Below are 23,907 nucleotides of genomic sequence, written 5' to 3' on the forward strand. Positions count from 1 at the left end.
GAAAATTTGGAAAGGAAGAAATAAATTATTAGAGTTTGAAAATATTTATTTTTAAAGTTATGTCTATTTTAAGATTATTGCAAGATATTTCCTATAAATATCCACTTATTTTTTTTTGAATTCATCATATCAGAGAAGTGAGTTGGTTTTTTGTTTTCTGTTTGTAATCTTACTAAAATAAGTGTTTCGTGTCCAGTAGAAACATGGATTCCTTGTTTATTAATATGTGTGATTGTTCCAGGTTTTTTTAGAGATATTTTTTTATCAATTGTAGCTTCCCAAATTTTAATTCGTTTTTCATTTATTAGAAAATAGCTTATTGGCCAAGGGTTGAATGCTCGAATGTATCTATCTAATTTGTATGCGGGAAGATTCCAATTAATTTTAGTTTCTGATTTTTGAATTTTTTTTGCATAAGTAGAAAGATCATGATTTTGTGGTGTGGGTTTAATTTTATTATTTGAAATTTTTTCTAGTACTTTTAGTAAGGCAGTAGATCCAATATTAGATAGTTTTAAATATAAAGATTCAGTGGTTTCGTTGTATTTAATATTACAAAATTTTTTATACAATATATCTCCTTGGTCTAATTTTGAGTTCATTTGTATAATTGTAATTCCTGTTTGTTTGTCTCCTGCAAGTATTGCTCTTTGAATTGGAGCAGCTCCTCTCCATTTTGGGAGTAAAGACGCATGTATGTTAATGCATCCAAATTTAGGTATTGTGAGTATTTTTTTAGGTATGATTAATCCGTATGATACTACCACCATAATATCTGCATTTAGTGTTTTTATTATTTTTTCCCATTTTTTTGTTTTATGGAATGAATGTGGTTGAAATAAATTTATATTATATTTTTTTGATAGTTTTTTTACATTATTATTTTTTGATGTTTTTGTTCGACTTAAAGAATGATTTGGTTTAGTAAAGATACCCACTATGTTGTGTTTTGATTTTGTTAATAATGTATTTAAATGATTTGCAGAAAATTGTGGTGTTCCTGCAAATATAATTCGTAGTATTTTATACATAGGAAATAAAAGAATGATTTTAAAAACTTTCGTATTTTACCATAAAATTAATGTTACGATAAAGCGTTAAGTTAGGTTTTATTTGTTATAAATAATCAATAAATAATTTTCCTACCAAATGGTCTATTTCATGTTGTATACAAATAGAAAGTAAATTATTTGTTTTTATTTCAAAATATTTACCATATTTGTTCAAAGCACAAATTTTAATTTCTTTAGCTCTGGTAACCAAACCATATTTATTTGGTATTGATAAACATCCTTCTTGCATACTTATTTCTCCGTTTTTTGTGAGTATTTTAGGATTGATTAGTACTATTTTTTGTGTTTGATTATGAGAAATGTCAATAACAATGATTTGTTTTTGTATATTTACTTGTGTTGCAGCTAAACCGATTCCTGAATGAAAATACATAGTTTCAAACATGTTATTTGTGATCTTTGTGATTTTTTTATTAGTTTTTGTAACAGGTTTAGCTATTTTTCGTAATCTTTTATCTGGATGATGTATTATTTTTAATAATGGCATTTTTGTATTTTATTATAAAATAATTTGTTAAATATGATATTGATAATTTATTATGATGTGTATTAATAATATATATTTTGTATAAGAATTATTTTATTTCAAAGTATTATTCTGCAATATTATAATATAATTTAAATATTTTTAGTAATTTTATTATTTATTGGTGTATAAATGATTAATGTTTTGTATTTGAACTATTTTTTTGATAATTTATAAAATGTTTAGATGAATATTTGGATTAATTTTTAATTTTATTGGAAGTGTTTATATGTGTTGTTTAATGTGAAATTTTGTTGTCAATGGTATATAATAAAATACGGGAATTTAGGTATATTTTATATTTTAAAGTTTTTAATTAAATAAGTATTTAAATATATACTTGATGGTTTATTAGGTAAAACCTAATATGTTAAAACAGTATTTTATTATATGGATTGAAGATTCAGAATTTTGTTTCGAGAAATAATATGCAAATGCTTTTATTAATATATTAGAGGTTTATTGTGAAATTTTAATGCAGAATTATATTGTTAAGTATTTTGTGTTTATAAATTTTTATTAATTTTTATCATTATTTATTATTTTACCACAAAATAAAATGATTAATTTGAAGTTATTTGGTTAATTTTTTATTATATTGAATTTATTGTTAATGTTTCGATAAATAATTATGATTGCATGTTTTTATTCGGATTTAAAAAATTTGGTACAAGCGCTACATAGTGGTCAAATTATTGCTTACCCGGCAGAATCTGTTTTTAGCTTAGGTTGTGATCCGGATAATGTAATAGCAGTTAAAAAATTATTATCTATAAAGAGAAGATCATGGGAAAAAGGTTTAATTTTAGTTGCTGCTTGTTATGAACAGTTACAAGGTTATGTAGACGAAGAAAAATTGGATAGTAATATTAGGTTTCGAGTTTTTTCTAGTTGGCCAGGACCAATTACATGGGTATTCCCATCCCGTATTACTACTCCTTGGTGGTTGACTGGAAAACATAATTCTTTAGCGGTAAGAGTTAGTTCTTTTTTTCCCATCAAGATGCTTTCTTTGATGTTTGGTAAGCCTATTGTATCTACTAGTGCTAATATAACAGGACAATTTCCTGCTAAAACTGTTTATGAAGTTCGAAAGAAATTAGGTAATGCTATCCCAATTATGCAAGAAGATGTTGAAGGAAGACTAAATACTTCTTCTATTTTGGATGTTGTAAGTGGTAAAATTATTCGATAAATTTTATGAAATTATCAATGTTATATGTTATATTTGAATGAAGAGGAGTTTTGATAATAAATTATATTGAAGAGCGGATGTTTTATGGAAAAATTTTTTAATGTTTTTGGTAATCCTATCAAACATAGCTTATCTCCAAAAATTAATTTTTTATTTTCTTTAGAAACTGGAATTAATTTTTCCTATGGAAGGGTATTGGTTCCTTTAGAAAAATTTGAGGAATTTCTGAAATGTTTTTTTAAATCTGGAGGTTTAGGGGCAAATATTACTCTTCCATTTAAAGAAAGAGCTTTTTTGTTATGCGATTCTTGGACTGATCGTTCTCTGGCATCTAAAACAGTTAATACAATTAAAAAAAAGGAAGATGGTTCTCTTTTGGGAGATAACACTGATGGAGTTGGATTGTTGTATGATTTGAAACGTTTGTGTATGATACATAAAAATGATAGGATTTTATTATTGGGTTCTGGAGGCGCTTCTCGTAGTGTGATTCCTTCTTTATTATTGTATGGATGTGAAATAATTTTAGTTAATCGAACTTTTTTACGTGCAAAGAATTTATCGAATTTTTATCGTGATTTGGGGAAGATTGATGTGATTCCTATAGAAGATTTGACTAGTGATTTGTATTTTGATTTAATTATTAATGCTACATCAATAGGAATACATAATAATTATGTACCGTTTCCTATAAATATAATTCATTCTAAGGTTTTTTGTTATGATATGTTTTACCATATAGGGAATAATGATACTTTGTTTCTTTCATGGTGTAGAAAACATGGGGCGATAAACTTAGCTAATGGTATTGGAATGTTAGTGGGGCAAGCTGCATATTCTTTTTTTTTATGGCATAATGTTTTTCCTTCAATTTCATTAGTGTTAGATAAATTAGAATATGATTTATAAAATTCTGTAATTATAAAAATAATGTTTTATAATAATATTAATTATTTTAATTTTGTATTTTATAACATTTGTGTAGTTTGAAATATTATATATTGGATTGTATTTATGTATTTTGTTTTTTTGAGAAATTTTATATAATTTATATTTAAAGTGTTTTGTTTTTTTGAAAAATTTAATTCTTTAAATTAGTTTTGATAATATAAAGAATTATTTTTTTTATGTTGAATAAATTTGAAATTGATTGTTTTATTTTTATCAAGTAATTAAAATATGATGTGTAGTTATTGAAAAGTTAAAGATTTTATTTTTTATATGTTTTATAAACAGATTTTTTAGTTTTTATTTTTATATATTTTATATTTTAGTTTTTTAGTTCAGTATGTTATAAAAATAGAGTTTTTCTATTTAATTTTGTTGTATTAGTTTTTTGATTTTATGAAATTTTATTTAGAGTTTTGAATGATTGTTATTTTGAAGTTAAATATGTTTGTAAGTAGAAATTATTGTTTATTTTTGAAAATAAGAGTTAGTTTTTTAAAAAAATGTGTTAAAATTGTTATTTGTAATTTTATTTTAGTATAGTTTTGTTTATGTAGTTCTTTAAAAATTTGGTGAAAAATAAAATTTGTATTTAAATTTTTAAATTTAAATCATATTTTATGAGTCTCTTTTGCGATAAATAAATTGTAAAATTTTGCTATTATTTTAAATATATTTAATTTTTATTTAATTTTTAGCAAAAAGAAAAGATATCTTAAAGTTGTGAAGTTAAGTGATGTAAGCGTATACGACGGATGCCTTGGCAGTCAAAGGCGATGAAGGACGTGCTAATCTGCGAAAAGTTCCGGTAAGTCGATATGAGGCGTTATAACCGGTAATATCCGAATGGGGAAACCTAATACACAAAGTATTATCATTAGGTGAATTTATAGCTTAATGAAGCGAACCAGGGGAATTGAAACATCTTAGTATCCTGAGGAAAAGAAATCAATTGAGATTCTCTTAGTAGCGGCGAGCGAACAGGGAAAAGCCTAGAGTTATTTTGCGATCTGTATAATTAAAAGAACAGTCTGGAAAGTCTGGCGATATAAGGGTGATAGCCCCGTATTTGAAAATATATAGTTTTGTATAACTCGAGAAGTAAAACGGGACACGTGATATCTTGTTTGAAGATGGGGGGACCATCCTCCAAGGCTAAATACTCTTGACTGACCGATAGTGAACTAGTACCGTGAGGGAAAGGTGAAAAGAACCCCGGCTAGGGGAGTGAAATAGAACCTGAAATCGTATACGTACAAGCAGTAGAAGCATTATATAAATGATGTAACTGCGTACCTTTTGTATAATGGGTCAGCGACTTATATTTTGTAGCAAGGTTAACTGTGTAAGGGAGCCGTAGGGAAACCGAGTTTTAAATGAGCGTTAAGTTGCAAAATATAGACCCGAAACCCGGTGATCTATCCATGGGCAGATTGAAGATTAGGTAATACTAATTGAAGGATCGAACCGACTAATGTTGAAAAATTAGCGGATGACCTGTGGTTAGGGGTGAAAGGCCAATCAAACCGGGAGATAGCTGGTTCTCCTCGAAAGCTATTTAGGTAGCGCCTCATGAAATCATCTTTAGGGGTAGAGCACTGTTTCGGTTAAGGATCTTACCAGATTACTAATCCGATGCAAACTACGAATACTAAAGAATGCTATCATGGGAGACACACGCCGGGTGCTAACGTCCGACGTGGAAAGGGAAACAACCCAGACCGACAGCTAAGGTCCCAAAGTTATAGTTAAGTGGGAAACGATGTGGAAGGGCTTAGACAACCAGGATGTTGGCTTAGAAGCAGCCATCATTTAAAGAAAGCGTAACAGCTCACTGGTCGAGTCAATCTGCGCGGAAGATGTAACGGGGCTAAATTATACACCGAAGCTTCGGCAACAATAAAATTATTTTTTGGTTATTTTTGTTATATTACTTTTGTAATAAAATAAAATAATTTGTTTATAAATGATTTTTTGTTGGGTAGGGGAGCGTTCTGTAAGCCTGTGAAGATATATTGAAAGATATGTTGGAGGTATCAGAAGTGCGAATGCTGACATGAGTAACGATAAAGTGGGTGAAAAACCCACTCGCCGAAAGACTAAGGGTTCCTGTTCAACGTTAATCGAAGCAGGGTGAGTCGACCCCTAAGGTGAGGCCGAAAGGCGTAATCGATGGGAAACGGGTTAATATTCCCGTACTTTTATATGATTGCGATGGGGGGACGGAGAAAGCTAGGTTCGCTGGATTACGGTTGTTCCAGTTTAAGCGTGTAGATGAAGAAAGTAGGAAAATCCGCTTTTTTATTTTAAACATTGAGGCGTGACGACGAGCTATTTTATATAGTTAAGGAATCAATGCTATGCTTCCAAGAAAATCCTCTAAGTGTAATATTATATTTAAATCGTACCCTAAACCGACACAGGTAGTCAGGTAGAGTATACTAAGGCGCTTGAGAGAACTCGGGTGAAGGAACTAGGCAAAATGGTGCCGTAACTTCGGAAGAAGGCACGCTAGTAGGTAAGTGAGAAGGATATCCCTTTTAGCTGAAACTAGTCGCAGATTCTAGCTGGCTGCAACTGTTTATTAAAAACACAGCACTGTGCAAACACGAAAGTGGACGTATACGGTGTGACGCCTGCCCGGTGCCGGAAGGTTAATTGACGGGGTTATCAATTAATAAGTATTATTTTAGTTATTTGAGAAGCTCTGTATCGAAGCCCCGGTAAACGGCGGCCGTAACTATAACGGTCCTAAGGTAGCGAAATTCCTTGTCGGGTAAGTTCCGACCTGCACGAATGGCGTAATGATGGCCAGACTGTCTCCACCCGAGACTCAGTGAAATTGAATTCGCCGTGAAGATGCGGCGTACCCGCGGTAAGACGGAAAGACCCCGTGAACCTTTACTATAGCTTGATATTGTGCATTGGGTGTTAATGTGTAGAATAGGTGGGAGGCTATGAAGTGTGAACGCTAGTTTGCATGGAGCCGTCCAATGAAATACCACCCTTTAATATTCGATGTTCTAACTTAGGTCCGTTATCCGGATCAAGGACAGTGTCTGGTGGGTAGTTTGACTGGGGCGGTCTCCTCCTAAAGAGTAACGGAGGAGTACAAAGGTTAGCTAATCACGGTCAGAAATCGTGAGGTTAGTGTAAAGGCATAAGCTAGCTTAACTGCGAGAGTGACAACTCAAGCAGGTGCGAAAGCAGGTCTTAGTGATCCGGTGGTTCTGTATGGAAGGGCCATCGCTCAACGGATAAAAGGTACTCCGGGGATAACAGGCTGATACCGCCCAAGAGTTCATATCGACGGCGGTGTTTGGCACCTCGATGTCGGCTCATCACATCCTGGGGCTGAAGCAGGTCCCAAGGGTATGGCTGTTCGCCATTTAAAGTGGTACGCGAGCTGGGTTTAGAACGTCGTGAGACAGTTCGGTCCCTATCTACCGTGGGCGTTGGAAGATTGAGAGGGGCTGCTCCTAGTACGAGAGGACCGGAGTGGACACACCTCTGATGTTCGGGTTGTTATACCAATAGCATTGCCCGGTAGTTATGTGTGGGAGAGATAACCGCTGAAAGCATCTAAGTGGGAAACTTTCCTCAAGATGAATCTTCCCAGAAGTTTTAATTTTTAAAACTTCCTAAAGGGACGTTAAAGACAATAACGTTGATAGGTCGGGTGTGTAAGCGCTGTGAGGCGTTGAGCTAACCGATACTAATGACCCGTGAGAACTTAACTTTGCAACATTTAAGATATTTTATTTCGTTATATATTGAATGTAATATTGTGTTTTTGTAAAATAGGTTTTTTATAAATATAATTCCTGGCAAATATAGCACAATGGACCCACCTGATCCCATTTCGAACTCAGAAGTGAAATATTGTAGTGCCGATGGTAGTGTGAAATTTTTTCGCGCGAGAGTAGGGAATTGCCAGGTATTAATTTTAATTTTATAAAAAATTTAGTAGTGTGTGTTTTAAAGTTTAGTTGTATGAATATATTTAAATATGATTTTTATATTGAGAAAATGAATTTTGATTTTTATATGTAAGATATATTTTTGTATAATTTTTTTAATTTTAATATTTTAAAATAATAGAGTTTATATTTTTGGAATTTTATGTTTTATGATGTTCCTGAGTGTCCAAATCCTTTTTTTTTTCTTTTTGTAGTGTATTGAAACGAATTCACTATATTAAATTTTATTTTAATAATTGGAATGAAAATTATTTGCGCTATTCTAGAATTTGGTTTTATAAAAAAATTATGTTTTTTTCTATTCCATATTGATAACATTAATTCTCCTTGATAGTCAGAGTCAATTATTCCTATTGAATTTCCAAGTATAATTCCACTATGATGTCCTAATCCTGATCTTGGAACTATTATTGCGGCAATATTAGGATCCATAATATGAATTGCTATTCCTGTGGGAATTAATTTTGTTTGATTAGATTTTAATTTTATAATATTGTTTATACAAGCTCGTAAATCTAATGCAGAAGATCCTGAAGTTGTATATTTTGGTAGGTGAAACTTATTTTTGGTATTTTTATTTAATATTTTAATATCAATTTTTTTTATCATATTATATAGTATTTTATTAATTTTTATAAATAAATTTGATAATGTAGTATTTGTGTTTTAAAAAGATTGTTTGGTTCATTTTTTTGTAATTTTGTATGAGTAAGATTGATTTTAATTATTTTTTTATATTAATGTATTGCATAAAGGTAAATCATTTTATAAAATAATATCATAGAGTTTTGTTATTTTTTATAAATTTTTAAGTTTAATTTTATTTTATATATTTTTGTGTTGGATTAGTTTTTATTTTTATATATTTTTATGGTATTTATAAAATTTTTAGTTTTGTATGTTTTTGATAGTTTTGAATATGATTTTTGTTTTTATTGTTGTGAATTATATTATAAAGTTGTAATTATTTTTTGTTTTGCGAGTTGTTTTTTATAGATTTTAGGTGTAATGATATATTTTTAAATAAATGTGTGAAAAATGGGTTCAGTGGTATGTCTAGGATTTGTTATATCTCAAAAAAGAGACCTATGAAAGGTAATAGACGTTCGCATGCTATGAATGCAACTAAGCGTCGTTTTTTACCTAATTTGCAATTTCATCGTTTTTGGATAAAAAATAAAAATCGTTATGTAAGATTACGTATAAGTACTAAAGGTATGCGTATTTTGGATAAGAAAGAGAAGCTAGATTTTTAATCCAAAAATGTATAATTGTTTTTTGATTATTTGATATCACTTATTTTATTAATTAGGATTGTATTTTATGAGTAGAGTGAATATTATGTTAGTATCTTCCGTTAGTCATCATTATTATACAACTACTAAAAATAAACGTATTAAAAGGAAAATTGTGTTAAAAAAATTTGATCCTGTAATTCGTAAACATGTATTATATAACGAAAAAAAAATTAAAAAATAGATTTTAAATAATTTTGGTATCAAAAGTAGTTTTGTATCGTGTGAATATTAAGAAGAGTGTTGTTTATTTGTGATATGGAAAATTTTATATATGTGTAATGTTTATATAAAATTTATTATTTATAATACTAATTTATTTTTGATATTAAATTTAATTTTTACTTTTTAAAATTGAATTATGGTGGTATTTATTATTTTAAAGTAATAATTTTATTTTGCATTTATAAATGATTTTTATATAGTATTATTTTTGTAAATATATGAAAATGAGAATTTTGAAGTAAAATTGATATGGTTTTTTTATAAATAATATAATGTTAATTTTTAGTTTTATGTTTTTTGTATAGAAGGTAACAGATTTTTAAAATTTATTTATATATTTTAAAATATTTTTATATTATGTTTTGTTTTTATTTTAACAGATAGAGAAAGATTTGGTTATTAATAATATAGCGAAATATGTAAAATATTTTATTTATATGTATGAGATACTTTATTTTTATGGTTGATATGATTTTTTTATGTACATTATATGTGTTTTCTAAAATATTAAATACAAATTTGATTTTATTTGTTGTTTTAATAGAAATTTATAGGTTGTATAGTCAATATTTTTTAGTAATAAAAAAATTTTTAAAATTATAGAGTTTTTATTATGGTTAGTATTTATTAATATGTTTTTTATTTTTTTATATATTAAAATAAGCATATTATGTAGTTTTTTATTTTTTTAAATATGTTATTTTATCTTATTAAAATAATTTTATGAAAATTTGTTTTAAGTATTTAACGTATTTTATTTTATTTTGTTTTTATTTTTAAATTTGTGAAAATAGTCAAAAATTTTTTTTCTTTTTCGTAATTCTTTTAGCATGCACCATGTTTTATTATGTTTTAATTTAAAATTAAGTTTTTTTTGTAAGTTAATATTGTTGCAATTAAAATAAATGTTAATTTTTTTTTCTATATATAATATGGTAGGAAGTGTAGGTTGTTTTTTTAATCTCATATAATATATTTTTTTTTGGTATGATTTAATGTTTAAATCATTAGGTAGAATGTATGCAGAAAAATTTATGTTATTTAATGTGTATTCGTGTGATGGAAAAAGTAAAGTGTCATTTGGTAAGTTTGAAATTTTTTTTATTGATTTGTACATATTTTTTTCTTTTCCTTTTAGAATATTTCCGCATCCTGCAGAAAATATTGTATCTCCACAAAAAAGAAGAGGGTGTTTATATTCATTACAGTAATACCCTATATGTCCTAGTGTGTGTCCTGGCAATGAAATAATATGAAATTTTTTATTTAGTAATTTTATTTTGTTTTTTTGGTTTAATATTTTGGTTGTTCCTTTTTTTTTGGTTTCTTCAGGTCCATAAACTTCTATAGAAAATATTTTTTTTAATTTTGGTACTGCGTTTGTATGGTCGTTATGATGATGTGTTAGTAGTACAGCAATGGGAGTTAATTGATTTTTTTTAATTGTTTTTAGCGTTTTTTTTATATCTCCAGGATCTATTATTAGACATTGTTTATATTTATCAAATAAGATCCAAATATAATTATCCATATCAGAATGGATTCGAATGAAGTTTTTCATTATTTTGATTAGCTTATAATGTTTGATATTTAAATTATATATTTATTGATTTGTAAGTATGTGTTAATAAAAATTTAATTTTTATCTTTAAATAATTTATTACAGAATAATTTCTGTATAATTAATAATATTAATTGTAATAGAAAATTTTTAATATTTTAGTCAGGTATTAATTTTTATATTTTAAGTTTATATTAATTTGTAGTTAATATCTTTAAATATAGGATTATGAGCTGCTAAACGTGCTAATTTATCACAATGTTCGTTTTCTTTGTATCCAGAATGGGATTTTATCCAATTCCAATGAATATTTTTATTTTGTATTGTTAAATCTAGTTGTTTCCATAAATCTATATTTTTAATTAATTTTTTTTTGGAATTTTTCCAATTGTATTTTTTCCATGTTTTTATCCATTTTGTAATCCCTAATTTTATATATTGACTGTCTGTATATAGTGAAATTTCGCATGGATATTTTATTTTTTTTAATGGTATAATTACTGCTATAAGTTCCATTCTGTTGTTGGTGGTAGTTATGTATCCTGCGCTAAATATTTTTTCGTAGTTTTTTTTATAGGTTATAATGGAAGCATATCCACCCTGTCCTGGATTACCTAGGCAAGAACCATCAGTGAAGATTTGAATTTTTTTATATATCATGTGTATTATTATATCGTATTTTATGTTAAATATTAATTGTTTAATAAATTTAAATTTAAATAATATAATGTGTGAAAATTAGGGATTAAATTATGAGACAAATTATTTTGGATACAGAAACTACTGGTATGAATAAATCTGGAACGCATTTTGATGGTCATAAGATAATTGAAATTGGAGCAGTTGAAATAATAAATCGTCGTATAACAGGGAGACATTTTCATACTTATTTGAATCCTCAAAGAACTGTTAGTGAAGAAGCTTTTGGGGTTCATGGAATCAGTGATAGTGTTTTATGTGATAAACCTGTTTTTAAAGATATAGTTTGCAAATTTTTAAATTTTGTATCTGGAAGTGAATTGGTTTTGCATAATGCTTATTTTGATATTGGTTTTATAAATTATGAAATTGCAATGTTAAATTATAATTTTCAAAAAATTGAATCATTATGTAAAATTATAGATACGTTGAAATTAGCAAGAAAAATGTTTCCTGGAAAAAAAAATAATTTGAATGCTCTTTGTGATCGATATGGGATTAATAATAATAATAGAACTTTACATGGGGCGTTGTTAGATGCAGAGATTTTAGCAAATGTTTTTTTACATATGACCTCTGGACAAACTTCATTACATTTTTTTTCTGAAATAGATAAAAAACAAGAAAATATTCAAAATATTGCTAAGATTAAAGTGAAAAGTAAAAATTGTAGAAAAAATTTAAAAATTATTGATACAAATCATGAAGAGTTATTTGCTCATAAAAATCAGTTATTACTTATAAAAAAAAGATGTGGAACTTGTTTTTGGTTAGATGAATAGTAAATTTTTTATTTAATTAATTTTGTTTTAAAGTTTACATTTTAGTATTTTAGTTTTGTTGGAAAATAAGAATTGAAATTTTTTATTTTTTTATTTATAGTATTGATTAGTTATTGTATTGTTAAATTTAGATTATTTATTTTTATTATGGTTTTGATTTTATTTTAAATTGCTAATTGTATATTTTATAGTTTTTGTTTTTTAAAAACATTTATAAGTGTATAAAATTTTTTTTTGTATTACTTTTTTAAAATTTTATGAATTTTAGTTATAGAATTTTATGAAAAAAAAAGAAAATTTTATGAAAATTATTTTGTAAATAAACGAGGTTATATAATTTTATATATAAAAGATTTTATTTAAAATATTAAAGAGAATTATTTTATATAATATTAAAGCGAAACTTATGTATAAGAATTTGATTTGTGATGAATTTAGGAAATCTTTATATGTTTCTGAAAGTTTTTTTAATAAAGAGAAAAATTTTCAATATATTAATAATGCGGTTAAATTAATTTCTCATTCTTTTAAAAATGGGGGAAAAGTTATTTCATGTGGAAATGGTGGTTCACATTGTGATGCTATGCATTTTTCTGAAGAATTAATTGGTCGTTACCGGGACCGTAGAGCAAGTTATCCAGCTCTTGTAATTTCAGATCCAAGTTGTATTACTTGTATTGGAAATGATTTTGGTTATGAGTTTGTATTTTCTCGTTATATTCAGGCTGTTGGAAATTGTAATGATATATTAGTATGTTTTTCTACTTCTGGAAATTCAATAAATATTATTAAAGCAATTGAAATTGCACGTTTAAAAAATATGAAAGTTATTTCTTTTACTGGAAATATGGGTGGTAAAATAGCAGATTTATCTGATATTGATTTTTGTGTACCATATTGTGGTTATTCCGATAGAATACAAGAAGTACATATTAAGATAATTCATATTTTAGTTTTGTTGATTGAAAAAGAAATGATGAAGTGAATTCAGTTTTTGTTAATTGATTTATATTATATTGGATGAAATTAAAGATTTTAATTGTTTTGATGAAGAAATAATATTCCATAATATTGTATTAGTTACATATTTTACAGTATGTTGAGATTTATGTTGTTTTGCCTTAATTATAATATAAATAATTTGTTTGGTATATGGTTTTATAGTTTATTATTATAGAGATAGTGGTGTTTTTGTTGTAATATTAAAATTAATTTTTAATAGTAGTTTTATTAATTGTAATGTAGTTTATGTTTTTGTGTATAAATTTTTGTTTAGAAAAAGCAATTTAATTGTTATATATTGATTAAATTGTGTTAACTTATACCAGTTTAATTAAATTATTTATCTGTATTTTATTTTTGAGTATGATGTTATGAAAAAAGATAAAATTAGAAATATATTAATGAAGAAATTATCTGCTAATGAGGTATATGTGTATAATGATGGAAAATACTTTGAAATTGTCGTGGTTAGTGAATGTTTTCTTGGAAAGAGCAGAGTAAAAAAACAGAAAATGGTTTATGAACCATTGATTAAATTTATTGAAAATAATTATATACATGCTTTGTCTGTAAAGACATATACTCCTCTTGAGTGGAAAGGAAATTGTTTTTCTTAATTTTTAAAATATAAAATTGTTTAAGGATTTTAATGGAAAAGTTTCGTATTGAGGGACCTATAAAATTATGTGGGGATGTTTCTATTTCTGGGGCAAAGAATTCTATATTGCCAATTTTGTTTATGACTTTATTAACAAAAGAAACGATAGTGCTCAAAAATGTTCCTAAAATACAAGATGTGTGTGTTTCATTAAAATTGTTAGGTCAATTTGGTGCTCATATAATATATGAAAAGTCAACAATATATATTAGTAATAAAAATATCAATGTTTATTATACTCCTGTTATTTTTAGATTTATGAAATTGATTCGCGCTTCTATTTGGATTTTGGGTCCGTTGTTGTCAAGAATAGGAACCGCAAAAATGTCATACCCCGGAGGTTGTTCTATTGGTATAAGACCTATAGATCTTCATATATATGGTTTGGAAAAAATGGGGGCTTTTTTTTTGTTTGAAAAAGATTTTATTACAGCTTCGGTAAAAGATAGATTGTATGGTTCATATATTAAAATGAAAAAGATTAGTGTTGGGGCTACAATAAATATTATGTCTGCTGCAACGTTAGCTATTGGGATCACAATTATTGATTTTGCTTCTTGTGAACCGGAGGTTGTTGATGTTGCAAATTTTTTGTTATGTTAGGAGCTAAAATTTATGGAGTTGGAACAAATACCCTTGTTATAAAAGGGGTTGATTATCTTAATGGTGGTATTTATCAAGTTATACCTGATCGTATTGAAGCTGGAACTTTTATGGTTGCTGCTGCTATTTCTAAAGGGTATGTTTTTTGCCGTCCTGTTCAACCTAGTAATTTAAAAATAGTTATTAATAAACTACGAGAAGCTGGAGCTGATATAGATATTGGAAAGGATTGGATTAGTTTAGATATGCATGGTCGTAGACCTAAGGCAGTACAAATCTTCACTTCCCCCTATCCCGGATTTCCTACAGATATGCAAGCGCAATTTAGTTTGTTGAATTTTATAGCTAAAGGAGTAGGTGTTATTACAGAGACTGTATTTAAAAATCGTTTTATGCATGTTCCGCAATTTATTCATATGGGTGTTCATGCTAAAATTAATAATAATAGTATTATTTCGTATGGTGTTAAATTTTTGTTAGGAAGAACGGTTGTTGCTAGTGATTTAAGATCTGCTGTCAGTTTAATTTTAGCTGGTTGTATAGCTGATGGAATTACAATTGTAGATTGTATTTATCATGTTGATCGTGGTTATGATGGTATTGAATATAAATTAAGAAAAATGGGTGCAAATATTGAAAGAATTCGATGACTGATAAAGGATAATTTGTAGTTAATTGTTTTATAGGATTAAGTATTTGTTTGTTTTACTTAGTTAGTTAATTAATGTAATAATAAGAAAATATTTGTGTTTCCTCGTATAATATGTAATGCTACTATAGATGGTTCTTGTTTTAGCGATTTCCTGAGTTGTTCTATATCTTGTATTCTGTTTTTATTTATTCCAATTATCATATCTCCTTTTTGTAGTCCTGTTAAAGATGCTGGGGAATCTTTAAGTATATTTTCTACTTTTATCCCTTTTGTTCCGTTTTTAAGTTGTCCATTATTTAACAATGCTCCTTGTAATTCTGGTAAGAGAATTTCTTTTGTATTATAGGAGATGTTTTCATCCAATGTTATGAGTAAATTTTGGGTTTTTCCATTTCTTAATAGTCCTAATTTAATGTGTTTTCCTGGTTCTGTAGTTCCTATTTTTGCTCGTAGTTCAGCAAAGCTTTGTATTCTTTTTCCGTCAATAGAAATAATAATATCTCCTGCTTTAATTCCTGCTTTGTGTGCAGCAGAGTTTGGTAGTACTTCATTAACAAATGCACCTTTTTGAGTATCGATATTAAAAGCTTTTGCGATATTGGCAGTTAATTCTGTTCCTTTAATTCCTAATTGTCCTCTTTTTACTTTTCCATATTCTATGATTTGTTGACTTAAATTTTTTACAATATTACTTGGAATTGCAAAGCCAATTCCAATGTTTCCACCTCCAGGCGCTAAAATAGCAGTATTTATTCCTATAAGTTCCCCATGCAAGTTTACTAACGCGCCTCCTGAATTTCCTTTATTAATAGATGCATCAGTTTGAATAAAATTTTCTAATCCTTCTAAATTTAAACCACTTCTTCCTAATGCTGATATAATTCCTGATGTTACTGTTTGTCCTAGACCAAATGGATTTCCTATTGCTACAGCAAAATCACCAACTTTAAGGAAATCTGAATTGGCAATTTTTATTTCTGTGAGATTTTTTGGAGAAAGTAATTGTAACAATGCTAGATCAGTTTGTTCGTCTTTTCCTATAAGTTTGGTTTCAAATTCCCTTCCATCATTTAGTTGAATTTTTATTTTATTTGCTCCGTTTATGACATGATTGTTTGTAATTACGTATCCTTTTTCTGAATTGATAATAACTCCTGATCCTATTCCTTCAAATGGTTTTAGTCCACCTTGTTGTTTTCCTGGTATATCTGGTCCAAAAAAATATTTAAATTCTTTTGGTATGGTACGTTTTGTTATAGGTTGTATTCCTTCTATATGTATGCTCACTACAGATGGAAGTATTTTTTTTAACATTGGTGCTAGACTATATGTAATAGTTTTTTTTTCTTCTATTTTTTCAATTGAATATACATTTTTTATTGGTATACAAAGAATAATAAGAAGATATAAGATAAAATTAATTGTCAATATTTTAGTTAAGTTTTTTGATATGATTTTTATCATAAAACTGTATTCCTTATAATTCTATTTAGAATGTTGAAAAAAATTTTTTGTTTTATAGTTATTTATTTTGTTGTATATTTTTATATATGTTATTAATATTATATAGTTATTTTATTTTGTATTTGAAATTATTTTTTTTTATAAATGATTTGTTATTGTAAAAATTATTTTAATGTTTTTCTACAAATAAGTTATTGAAAAATTTTTTATTGTATTTTGTATATAATTAGTTTTGAAGAGAACATTTGTGTATATTTTAAAAGATTATTATTGAGATAGATTTCAATTAATATATTTTTAATTTTATGATTTTACAGATTAAGGTTTAATAATATAGATAGATAAGTTTTTTATTTTACTATATAATATGTGTTGTGTAGTTTTTATGTAATTTAATTTTGGCGTTGTGATTTCTTAAAGATAAAATATTTGTAAATGTAGAGTTTGTATATTTTGAATTCAAATGTATATAGTTATTATATGAATATTTTAATTTTCACAAGTTGTATAATTTTAATATTTTTTGAATATGTGATAAGAGTAAATTTTTAATGTTGTTTTTATGATATTTTTGATATAGTATGAATTTTTATGTATAAAATGTAAAACTACAAATTTTATTTTTATTGTGTTAATCAAAAAAATTTGTACTTGTATATTTGATTTTTGTTTTTGTATAATAAAAAATTGGTATTTATTTTGTAAATATTATTGTTTATATAAATTTTTAGTGTGTTTACAGTTTAGTTTTAATATGTGTTTTGATGAAAAATGATATAAATTTTTTAAAATATATTGGGTGTTTTTTCAGTTATTTTTTTGAGAGTATGAATTTGTATATATGTAATATATTTTTAAGTTTTATTATTTAATATGGATTTAATTTTTTTATATTTTATATTTTTATTTTATTTTTGCAAAAAAATAATTTCAGGATAAATTTTTAATTATATAATTTACAAATTTATTTTTATAAAAGTTTTGCATAAAATATTAATTTACTAATATGCATATGTATGTTACGTAAAATATATAAAATAAATTTTGGAACTTGTTTAAATTAAAATTTTATGTAGTTTCGGCGAATTAATAAGAATTTTATTAATAGATTGTTTGACATATTATTTATTTTTGTTTTGTTAAAAATACTATATAGATATTGATGTAAGTAAAATGGAAAAAATATAAGATTAATTATTTCGAATTTTATAAAGTTTGTTTTTGTTATATTTTTATATATTTTGGGTGTTTTAAACGATTAAGGTTTATATAAATTATTTTTAATAATATGTACATTATTTTATTTTTTGATTATTTTAGTAGTGTAATATCTGCTATGTTTAAAAATAAGAGTTGTATATTTTTTAGCAAAGTTAATCTATGAATTCTATTTTTTTTGTTGTTTGTTAAGATTATTACGTTATTGAAAAGTGTTTCTATAGGTTTTTGTAATGTTGTTAGTTCAGTTAATATTTCTTGGTATTTTTGTACAAGAAGGAGTTGTTTTATTTTTTTTTTAATTTTTATTAAATGTTTTGCTAGTTGTATTTCCTCTGGAGTTTCAAATTTTATTTCTTGTAAGTTTTGGCTAGTATTTTCGTTGGTTTTTTTTAGCAGATTTACAATTCTTGTATTTATATTTATTAATTGTTTTGTTTTGTTTAATTGTTTAAATTTACTTAATGCTTGTACTTTTGCGTGAAAATTAGCTGGATAATTTGAATTTATTGATAAAACAGATTTTATAACATTAACATCGTATCCTTTTTCTTTGTATAAAGATATGTATCTATTTAATATAAAATTTAGGATGTTTTTATATATTTTATCTGATGAATAACTAAAACAGAATTTATTATGTAAATTTATAGATTTTTTTATTAATTTTTCTAAATTTAGGAGTAAATTTTTTTCAATTATAATACGTAATATTCCAATTGCAATACGCCTAAGAGAAAAAGGATCATTATTTTTTTTAGGATATTTATTTAAAATAAACATTCCTGTTAAAGTATCTATTTTATCAGAAATTGCTATTGCACATGATATTAATGTAGTTGGTATATTATCATTGAAGAATTTTGGTTGATATTGTTCTTTTTGTGCTAAAGATATTTTTTTTGTTTCATTATCCAGTTTTGCGTAATGCATTCCTATTATTCCTTGAATTTCTGGAAATTCAGTTACCATATCAGTAACTAAGTCGCATTTACATAAAATAGCAGCGCGTTTTGTTTCCTGAATATCAATATTAACTATTTTTGCAATCCAGACTGATAAATATTGTATTCTGTTAGTTTTTTCATATAAATTTCCTAAATTTGTTTGGAATGTTATTTTTTTTAATTTTGGAAGGTACTCTATTAGTTTTAATTTTCTATCTTTTTGGAAGAAAAATTCAGCATCTTGTAAGCGAGCATGTATAATTTGTTCATATCCACAGATTATTTTGTTTGGATTTTTTGATTTAATATTTACCACAATAATAAAATATGATAATAATTTTTTGTTTTTATCATATATAGGAAAGCATTTTTGTATTTTTTTTATGATTTGGATTATAATTTCTTTTGGTAGTTTTAAAAAATTTTTTTGGAATCGCCCAGTTAGTGTTTCAGGCCATTCTACTAACGATGTTATTTCTTCTAACATAGATTTGTCTAATTTAATAATTCCATTTATATTTTTTGCTTCTTTTTTTACAAGATTTTCAATGATTTTTTTTCTATATTGAAAATCAACTATGACTCCTTGTTTAAATAAAATTTTTGGATAATTTTTAGCATGATTTAGAAAAATATTTTTTTTACCCATGAAACGATGTCCATGTAGTTTTCTATCAATATTAATTTCTAATATTTTTCCTGGAATGATTTTGTTATTTATTAGCAGAGTTATAGTATGTATTGGTCTAATAAATGAAAAGGTGTTATTTCCCCACCGCATTAATTGGAATATTTGTGCATTATTTAGTATATTTTTAACTATATTAAATAGTAGTGTTTTAAATATGTAATATTGTTCTTTTTTTTTTAAAAATGTTTTAACATTTTTGTTATTATTGATCAATGAAATATTTTTTTTGATTTTGTATTTTTTAAATAAAAAATTATTAATTTCATTGTTTTTATTGAAAACATGAATATTATGCTCTAATTTGTTAATTTTTATAGCAATTCTTCTTGGAGAAGCAAACCAGGTTATTTTTCTATATTTAAAATGCTTATTTTGTAATTCTAAATTAAAAAATTTTTTGAAGTTTTCTGCTATATATCTTAATTTTTTTGGTGGTAATTCTTCTATTCCAATTTCCATTAAAAAAATGTATTTTTTCATAATTAAATTTTGTTTTTGCACATTGGAAAACCTAGTTTTTTTCTATAAGAGTAATAAGAAGTTGCAATAGATTTTGTGATTTTTTGAATTCTTAAAATACAATCTTGTCTTTCTGTAGATGAGATTGCTTTTCTTGAATCTAATAAATTAAAGTTATGTATTGCTTTTAGTATTTGTTCATATGCTGGTGATATTTTTTTTAGACACAGCAGTTTTTTTGCATTTTTTTCATTTTCTTTAAATGAATTTAGTAAGGAGTCTATAGAGGCATGTTCGAAATTGTAAGAAGATTGTTCATTTTCATACTTATGGAATATATCTCCATAAGTTACATTACCTAGCGAATTTTTGTTCCAAATTAAATCATAAACGTTATTTGTAGATTGTAAACACATGCTTAATCTTTCTAAACCGTATGTTATTTCCCCTGAAATTGGTTGACATTTTAACCCCCCCATTTGTTGAAAATATGTAAGTTGTGTTATTTCCATTCCATTTAACCAAATTTCCCAGCCTACTCCCCACGCTCCTAGGGTATAATTTTCCCAGTTATCTTCCATAAAACGTATATCGTGTATGTTTAGATCTAACCCAATTTTTTTAAGTGAATCAAGGTATATGTTTTGCATGTTTTTAGGTGAAGGTTTTAATGTTACTTGAAATTGATAATAATGTTGTAATCTATTTGTGCTGTTTCCGTAACGTCCATCTGTTGGTCTTCTAGAAGATTGTACATAAGCGACTGAAATAGGTTCTGGTCCAATAACTTTGAAATATGTCATCGGATGAAAAGTTCCAGCACCAACTTCTATATCTATAGGTTGTACAATAGTGCAACCTTGTTCTGACCAATAATTCTGAAGTTGAAAAATTAAATTTTGAAAAGTATTTTCAGCACGTTTTATTCGCATAATTAATATTTATGTTAATTTTTAATTTTGTATTATCATGTTTTTAAATTTAATTAATTATGTATGGAATTTTTTAATATTATTTTAGAATTGTTTTATTAAAATTAGTTTTTAATTTAAAATTAGTGATAAAGTTTATGTTTTTATTTAATTTAAAATAGAAATTATATTTTATATGTAATAATGTTTAATTTTTAAGATAAATAATTAGAAAATTGTTTTGATAAATTATTAAATAAGATTTTTTATGTTAAAATTTATGTTTTTAAATTTTCGTATTTAGTGTATTTTTTATTTTTATTATTTAATTATTTTTTTTAATTTTAACACGTAATATATTTAAGTAAATTAAATTTATTGTTTTATTAAATTGATTTTTTGAATTTGGTAAAATAGTATAATTTTATAAATGTTATTTATCATATTTTAGTTAAAATAAATTTTTTATGCATGTTGTTTTTATAAATTTAATTATAAAATGTTGATATTTATACATGTCCATGTTTTCATGTAGATTTAAAATATTTATAGTGTATATTTTAATGAATATTGTAGAATTTATATAAATAAAATAGAATTTAATAATGTTATTTTAAAATATTTATATTCGATGTTTAAGTATGTAAAATGATATTCTAGTATGTTGGAAATTTTATATTAAAGTTTTATGTTTTCTTAATTAATAATTTATTTTGTAAATTTGACTAATGTAAGATTGTTTTATTTATAATTTAATAAATAGAAAATGTGTCTTAAATTTTTATATAATTTATAATATTATATTGAAAAATTATTTTTCATATAAAAGATTATTTTCATAATAAAATTGTGTTATACAGTTTATTTAGTTATTTTAAAACTAATTTAAAATATAAAATTATTTGTTTTTCATGTGTTTTTTGAAAATTAGTTTTTTACAAAAATTATGTGTAATCTTTTGTTTTTAAATATATTATGAATAATGAATTTGTTAAATTTCTGTATATATGGTTTATGAAAATATTTTTTCGTTGCTATTTAATATTTTTTTGTTAAAATATAATTTTATATTTTATATAGTTAAAAAGTTAATATTAGTATATTAGTATAAATTTGTTTAGTAGAGAAGTTTTTTTAGTTGTGATTTTGATTTACATTTTTAATTTTAGTATTATATTAGGTGTTTAAATCGTAATGTGATTATATTGTTAAATATTGAATATTTATGTTGGTTTTTTTTTATTTTATAAATATTGTGAAAAATACAAACTTTGTTCTTAAATTTTTTGATAGTAATTTTGTGTAAAATATTAATTTGATATTAAGTTTAGAATTTATATGATTATAAATAAGCATATATGTAATTATCGTCCTGTTATATTAATATTAGATTCTGGAGTGGGTGGATTATTTATTTATAATCAAATTAAAAGGGTGCTTTCTTTTGCTAAATATATATATTTTTTTGATAACGAATATTTTCCGTATGGAAAGAGATCAGATTTTTTAATTGTAAAAAGATTAATAAATATTTTGAAGACGATTCAAAAATTTTTAAAATTTGATGTAGTTATTATTGCTTGTAACACAGCTAGTGTTGTTGCATGTTCAGAATTAAAAAAAATTTTTTCTTTTCCAATTATTGGTATTGTTCCAGATGTTAAATTGGCAGTAATGTTAAGTCGTAATAAGATAATCGGTTTATTAAGTACAAATGTTACAATAAATAGCATGTATATGCGGAATTTGATTAAAAAATTTTCAGGAATGAATTTGATTCTTCAATTAGATATATCAAATTTAATTGAAATTGTAGAAAATAAATTATATGGAAAATGTGTATCGTTAACTTTAGTTCGAAAAATTATGCGGCCTTGGTTAGAATTAGATAAAATTCCTGATACTATAATTCTTGGTTGTACGCATTTATTGTTTCTTAAAAATGAATTTAAGAAAATATTTCATAAAAATATTTTTTTTGTTTGTTCTAGAAATAATATTTTACAATGCATATTAAAAGTAATAAATATTTCTGTATTTAATATTTATAAATTATCAAAATTTAATTTTATCAAGAATAGAGTTTATTGTTCTACTATGTCTTCAAAAACATTAATGTTAATGCCTTCTTTAATAAAATATGGATTTTCTTCATTGGAAAAAATTCGTATTACTAATTTTTAATTGTTATGTTATTTGTGAATAATGAATGTATTATTCATGATCAAAATTTATTGATTTTATAATTAATATGTTAATTTATATAAAAGTTTTAGTTTGTTATGTATAAAATGAGAATTTTTCCAGAAATTTTGCATTAATTTTGGATTTTGTATTTTGATTTTATCATATTGTTAAATATGTCGATTAATATTAATTTAATATTTAGATTTTTAAGTGTTTACAAGTTTGTTTAAGTAGAATATGATTTTAAAATTTTTAATATTTCAAATATATTAATTATTTTGTAATATTTTTAGTTGATACTTTGTATATTTTTATTTAAGAAGTAATTATTTTGTAGTTTAGTGATTATTTAGTTAAATGTTTATTTGAATTTGTGTAATATTTATTTAATTCGTGATTGGTGTTTTTTAATATATTTCAAAATTGTTATATTTATTAATAAAGTTTGTGTTATATTATGTATTTTGTTTTATTATCATGTATTAACGAAGTATTTATTTTTTTAATTTGTTAATTTTAAAATATTTTTTATGAAAAGTACTAATTATTTTGTTTCTATAAAGGTTTAGTTTTTAAATTGTTGAGTTTTTAATAAGATTATATTTAAAATTGTTTTAAGAAAGTTTATTTGTCCCCTTCGTCTAGAGGTTAGGACATCGCCCTTTCACGGCGGTAACAGGGGTTCAAATCCCCTAGGGGACATTATGTAAGAATTGAATCTGGTACAAAATTAGTCACAATAAAGCAGAATTTTAGGTTTTTTGAGAAAATTTTGTGAAAATTTATTTTTTTATTCATATTTAAATGGTAATTTAAGAATTATTATTTTTG

16 protein-coding genes, 1 tRNA gene, 2 rRNA genes and 1 pseudogene are annotated in these 23,907 nt (G+C 24.9%); 12 read left to right on the top strand and 8 right to left on the bottom strand.

Annotated features, from left to right (window positions below):
- Positions 1–74 precede the first annotated feature (74 nt).
- Both fmt and def read right to left on the bottom strand, forming a co-directional pair.
- Positions 75–1,031: a methionyl-tRNA formyltransferase gene (gene fmt, locus WEOB_RS00205; protein ID WP_281263912.1), complete on the bottom strand. Its 957-nt coding sequence runs from the start codon at positions 1,029–1,031 to the stop codon at positions 75–77.
- A gap of 85 nt (positions 1,032–1,116) precedes the next feature.
- Complete coding sequence (def, locus tag WEOB_RS00210) at positions 1,117–1,560, bottom strand: peptide deformylase (protein ID WP_281263913.1); 444 nt, start codon at positions 1,558–1,560, stop codon at positions 1,117–1,119.
- A gap of 670 nt (positions 1,561–2,230) precedes the next feature.
- Between def and tsaC the strand changes: the two genes are divergently transcribed.
- From tsaC to rrf, 4 genes are all read left to right on the top strand, one after another.
- On the top strand, positions 2,231–2,794 hold the full coding sequence (tsaC, locus tag WEOB_RS00215; RefSeq protein ID WP_281263914.1) for an L-threonylcarbamoyladenylate synthase type 1 TsaC: 564 nt from the start codon (positions 2,231–2,233) through the stop codon (positions 2,792–2,794).
- An 84-nt stretch (positions 2,795–2,878) separates the two neighbouring features.
- Positions 2,879–3,703: a shikimate dehydrogenase gene (aroE, locus tag WEOB_RS00220; protein WP_281263915.1), complete on the top strand. Its 825-nt coding sequence runs from the start codon at positions 2,879–2,881 to the stop codon at positions 3,701–3,703.
- Positions 3,704–4,470: 767 nt separating this feature from the next.
- Positions 4,471–7,482: ribosomal RNA gene (locus WEOB_RS00225) — 23S ribosomal RNA — on the top strand.
- Positions 7,483–7,565: 83 nt separating this feature from the next.
- Positions 7,566–7,681, top strand: a 5S ribosomal RNA gene (gene rrf / locus WEOB_RS00230).
- A 188-nt stretch (positions 7,682–7,869) separates the two neighbouring features.
- Here rrf and dut read toward each other — a convergent pair.
- Positions 7,870–8,331, bottom strand: a complete 462-nt coding sequence (dut, locus tag WEOB_RS00235; RefSeq protein ID WP_281263916.1) for a dUTP diphosphatase — start codon at positions 8,329–8,331, stop codon at positions 7,870–7,872.
- A gap of 443 nt (positions 8,332–8,774) precedes the next feature.
- Between dut and rpmB the strand changes: the two genes are divergently transcribed.
- A complete protein-coding gene (gene rpmB / locus WEOB_RS00240) occupies positions 8,775–8,978 on the top strand; it encodes a 50S ribosomal protein L28 (protein ID WP_281264056.1) in 204 nt (67 codons plus the stop codon).
- A gap of 67 nt (positions 8,979–9,045) precedes the next feature.
- Positions 9,046–9,201, top strand: a complete 156-nt coding sequence (gene rpmG, locus WEOB_RS00245) for a 50S ribosomal protein L33 (RefSeq protein ID WP_281263917.1) — start codon at positions 9,046–9,048, stop codon at positions 9,199–9,201.
- Positions 9,202–9,996: 795 nt separating this feature from the next.
- Here the strand turns inward: rpmG and gloB are convergent.
- Both gloB and rnhA read right to left on the bottom strand, forming a co-directional pair.
- Positions 9,997–10,803 (bottom strand): hydroxyacylglutathione hydrolase, encoded by an 807-nt coding sequence (gene gloB / locus WEOB_RS00250; RefSeq protein WP_281263918.1) that lies wholly within the window; start codon positions 10,801–10,803, stop codon positions 9,997–9,999.
- A 189-nt stretch (positions 10,804–10,992) separates the two neighbouring features.
- Positions 10,993–11,460 carry a ribonuclease HI gene (rnhA, locus tag WEOB_RS00255; RefSeq protein ID WP_281264057.1) on the bottom strand — a complete coding sequence of 156 codons (468 nt, stop codon included), beginning with the start codon at positions 11,458–11,460 and terminating at the stop codon, positions 10,993–10,995.
- Positions 11,461–11,555: 95 nt separating this feature from the next.
- Here rnhA and dnaQ point away from each other — a divergent pair, with 95 nt between their 5' ends.
- The 4 genes and pseudogenes from dnaQ to murA all read left to right on the top strand — a co-directional run bounded on the left by dnaQ (position 11,556) and on the right by murA (position 15,197).
- Positions 11,556–12,284, top strand: a complete 729-nt coding sequence (gene dnaQ / locus WEOB_RS00260) for a DNA polymerase III subunit epsilon (protein ID WP_281263919.1) — start codon at positions 11,556–11,558, stop codon at positions 12,282–12,284.
- Positions 12,285–12,690: 406 nt separating this feature from the next.
- A complete protein-coding gene (gene lpcA, locus WEOB_RS00265) occupies positions 12,691–13,269 on the top strand; it encodes a D-sedoheptulose 7-phosphate isomerase (protein WP_281263920.1) in 579 nt (192 codons plus the stop codon).
- Positions 13,270–13,657: 388 nt separating this feature from the next.
- Positions 13,658–13,903: a BolA family protein gene (locus tag WEOB_RS00270; protein ID WP_281263921.1), complete on the top strand. Its 246-nt coding sequence runs from the start codon at positions 13,658–13,660 to the stop codon at positions 13,901–13,903.
- Positions 13,904–13,935: 32 nt separating this feature from the next.
- Positions 13,936–15,197, top strand: a pseudogene (murA, locus tag WEOB_RS00275) (UDP-N-acetylglucosamine 1-carboxyvinyltransferase).
- 71 nt (positions 15,198–15,268) lie between these two features.
- Here murA and WEOB_RS00280 read toward each other — a convergent pair.
- From WEOB_RS00280 to glyQ, 3 genes are all read right to left on the bottom strand, one after another.
- Complete coding sequence (locus WEOB_RS00280) at positions 15,269–16,663, bottom strand: Do family serine endopeptidase (protein WP_281263922.1); 1,395 nt, start codon at positions 16,661–16,663, stop codon at positions 15,269–15,271.
- 1,311 nt (positions 16,664–17,974) lie between these two features.
- A complete protein-coding gene (glyS, locus tag WEOB_RS00285) occupies positions 17,975–20,020 on the bottom strand; it encodes a glycine--tRNA ligase subunit beta (protein WP_281263923.1) in 2,046 nt (681 codons plus the stop codon).
- Entirely contained in the window at positions 20,002–20,910 is a 909-nt protein-coding gene (glyQ, locus tag WEOB_RS00290; protein ID WP_281263924.1) for a glycine--tRNA ligase subunit alpha, read from the bottom strand. The genes glyS and glyQ overlap by 19 nt, the downstream gene beginning before the upstream one ends.
- Before the next feature lie 1,317 nt (positions 20,911–22,227).
- Here glyQ and murI point away from each other — a divergent pair.
- Positions 22,228–23,073, top strand: coding sequence for a glutamate racemase (murI, locus tag WEOB_RS00295; RefSeq protein ID WP_281263925.1), 846 nt, complete (start codon positions 22,228–22,230; stop codon positions 23,071–23,073).
- Positions 23,074–23,706: 633 nt separating this feature from the next.
- Positions 23,707–23,778, top strand: a tRNA-Glu gene (locus tag WEOB_RS00300).
- The last annotated feature ends 129 nt before the right edge of the window (positions 23,779–23,907 follow it).

This window comes from Candidatus Westeberhardia cardiocondylae, from assembly GCA_001242845.1.
In the GTDB taxonomy this organism is placed as follows: domain Bacteria; phylum Pseudomonadota; class Gammaproteobacteria; order Enterobacterales; family Enterobacteriaceae; genus Westeberhardia; species Westeberhardia cardiocondylae.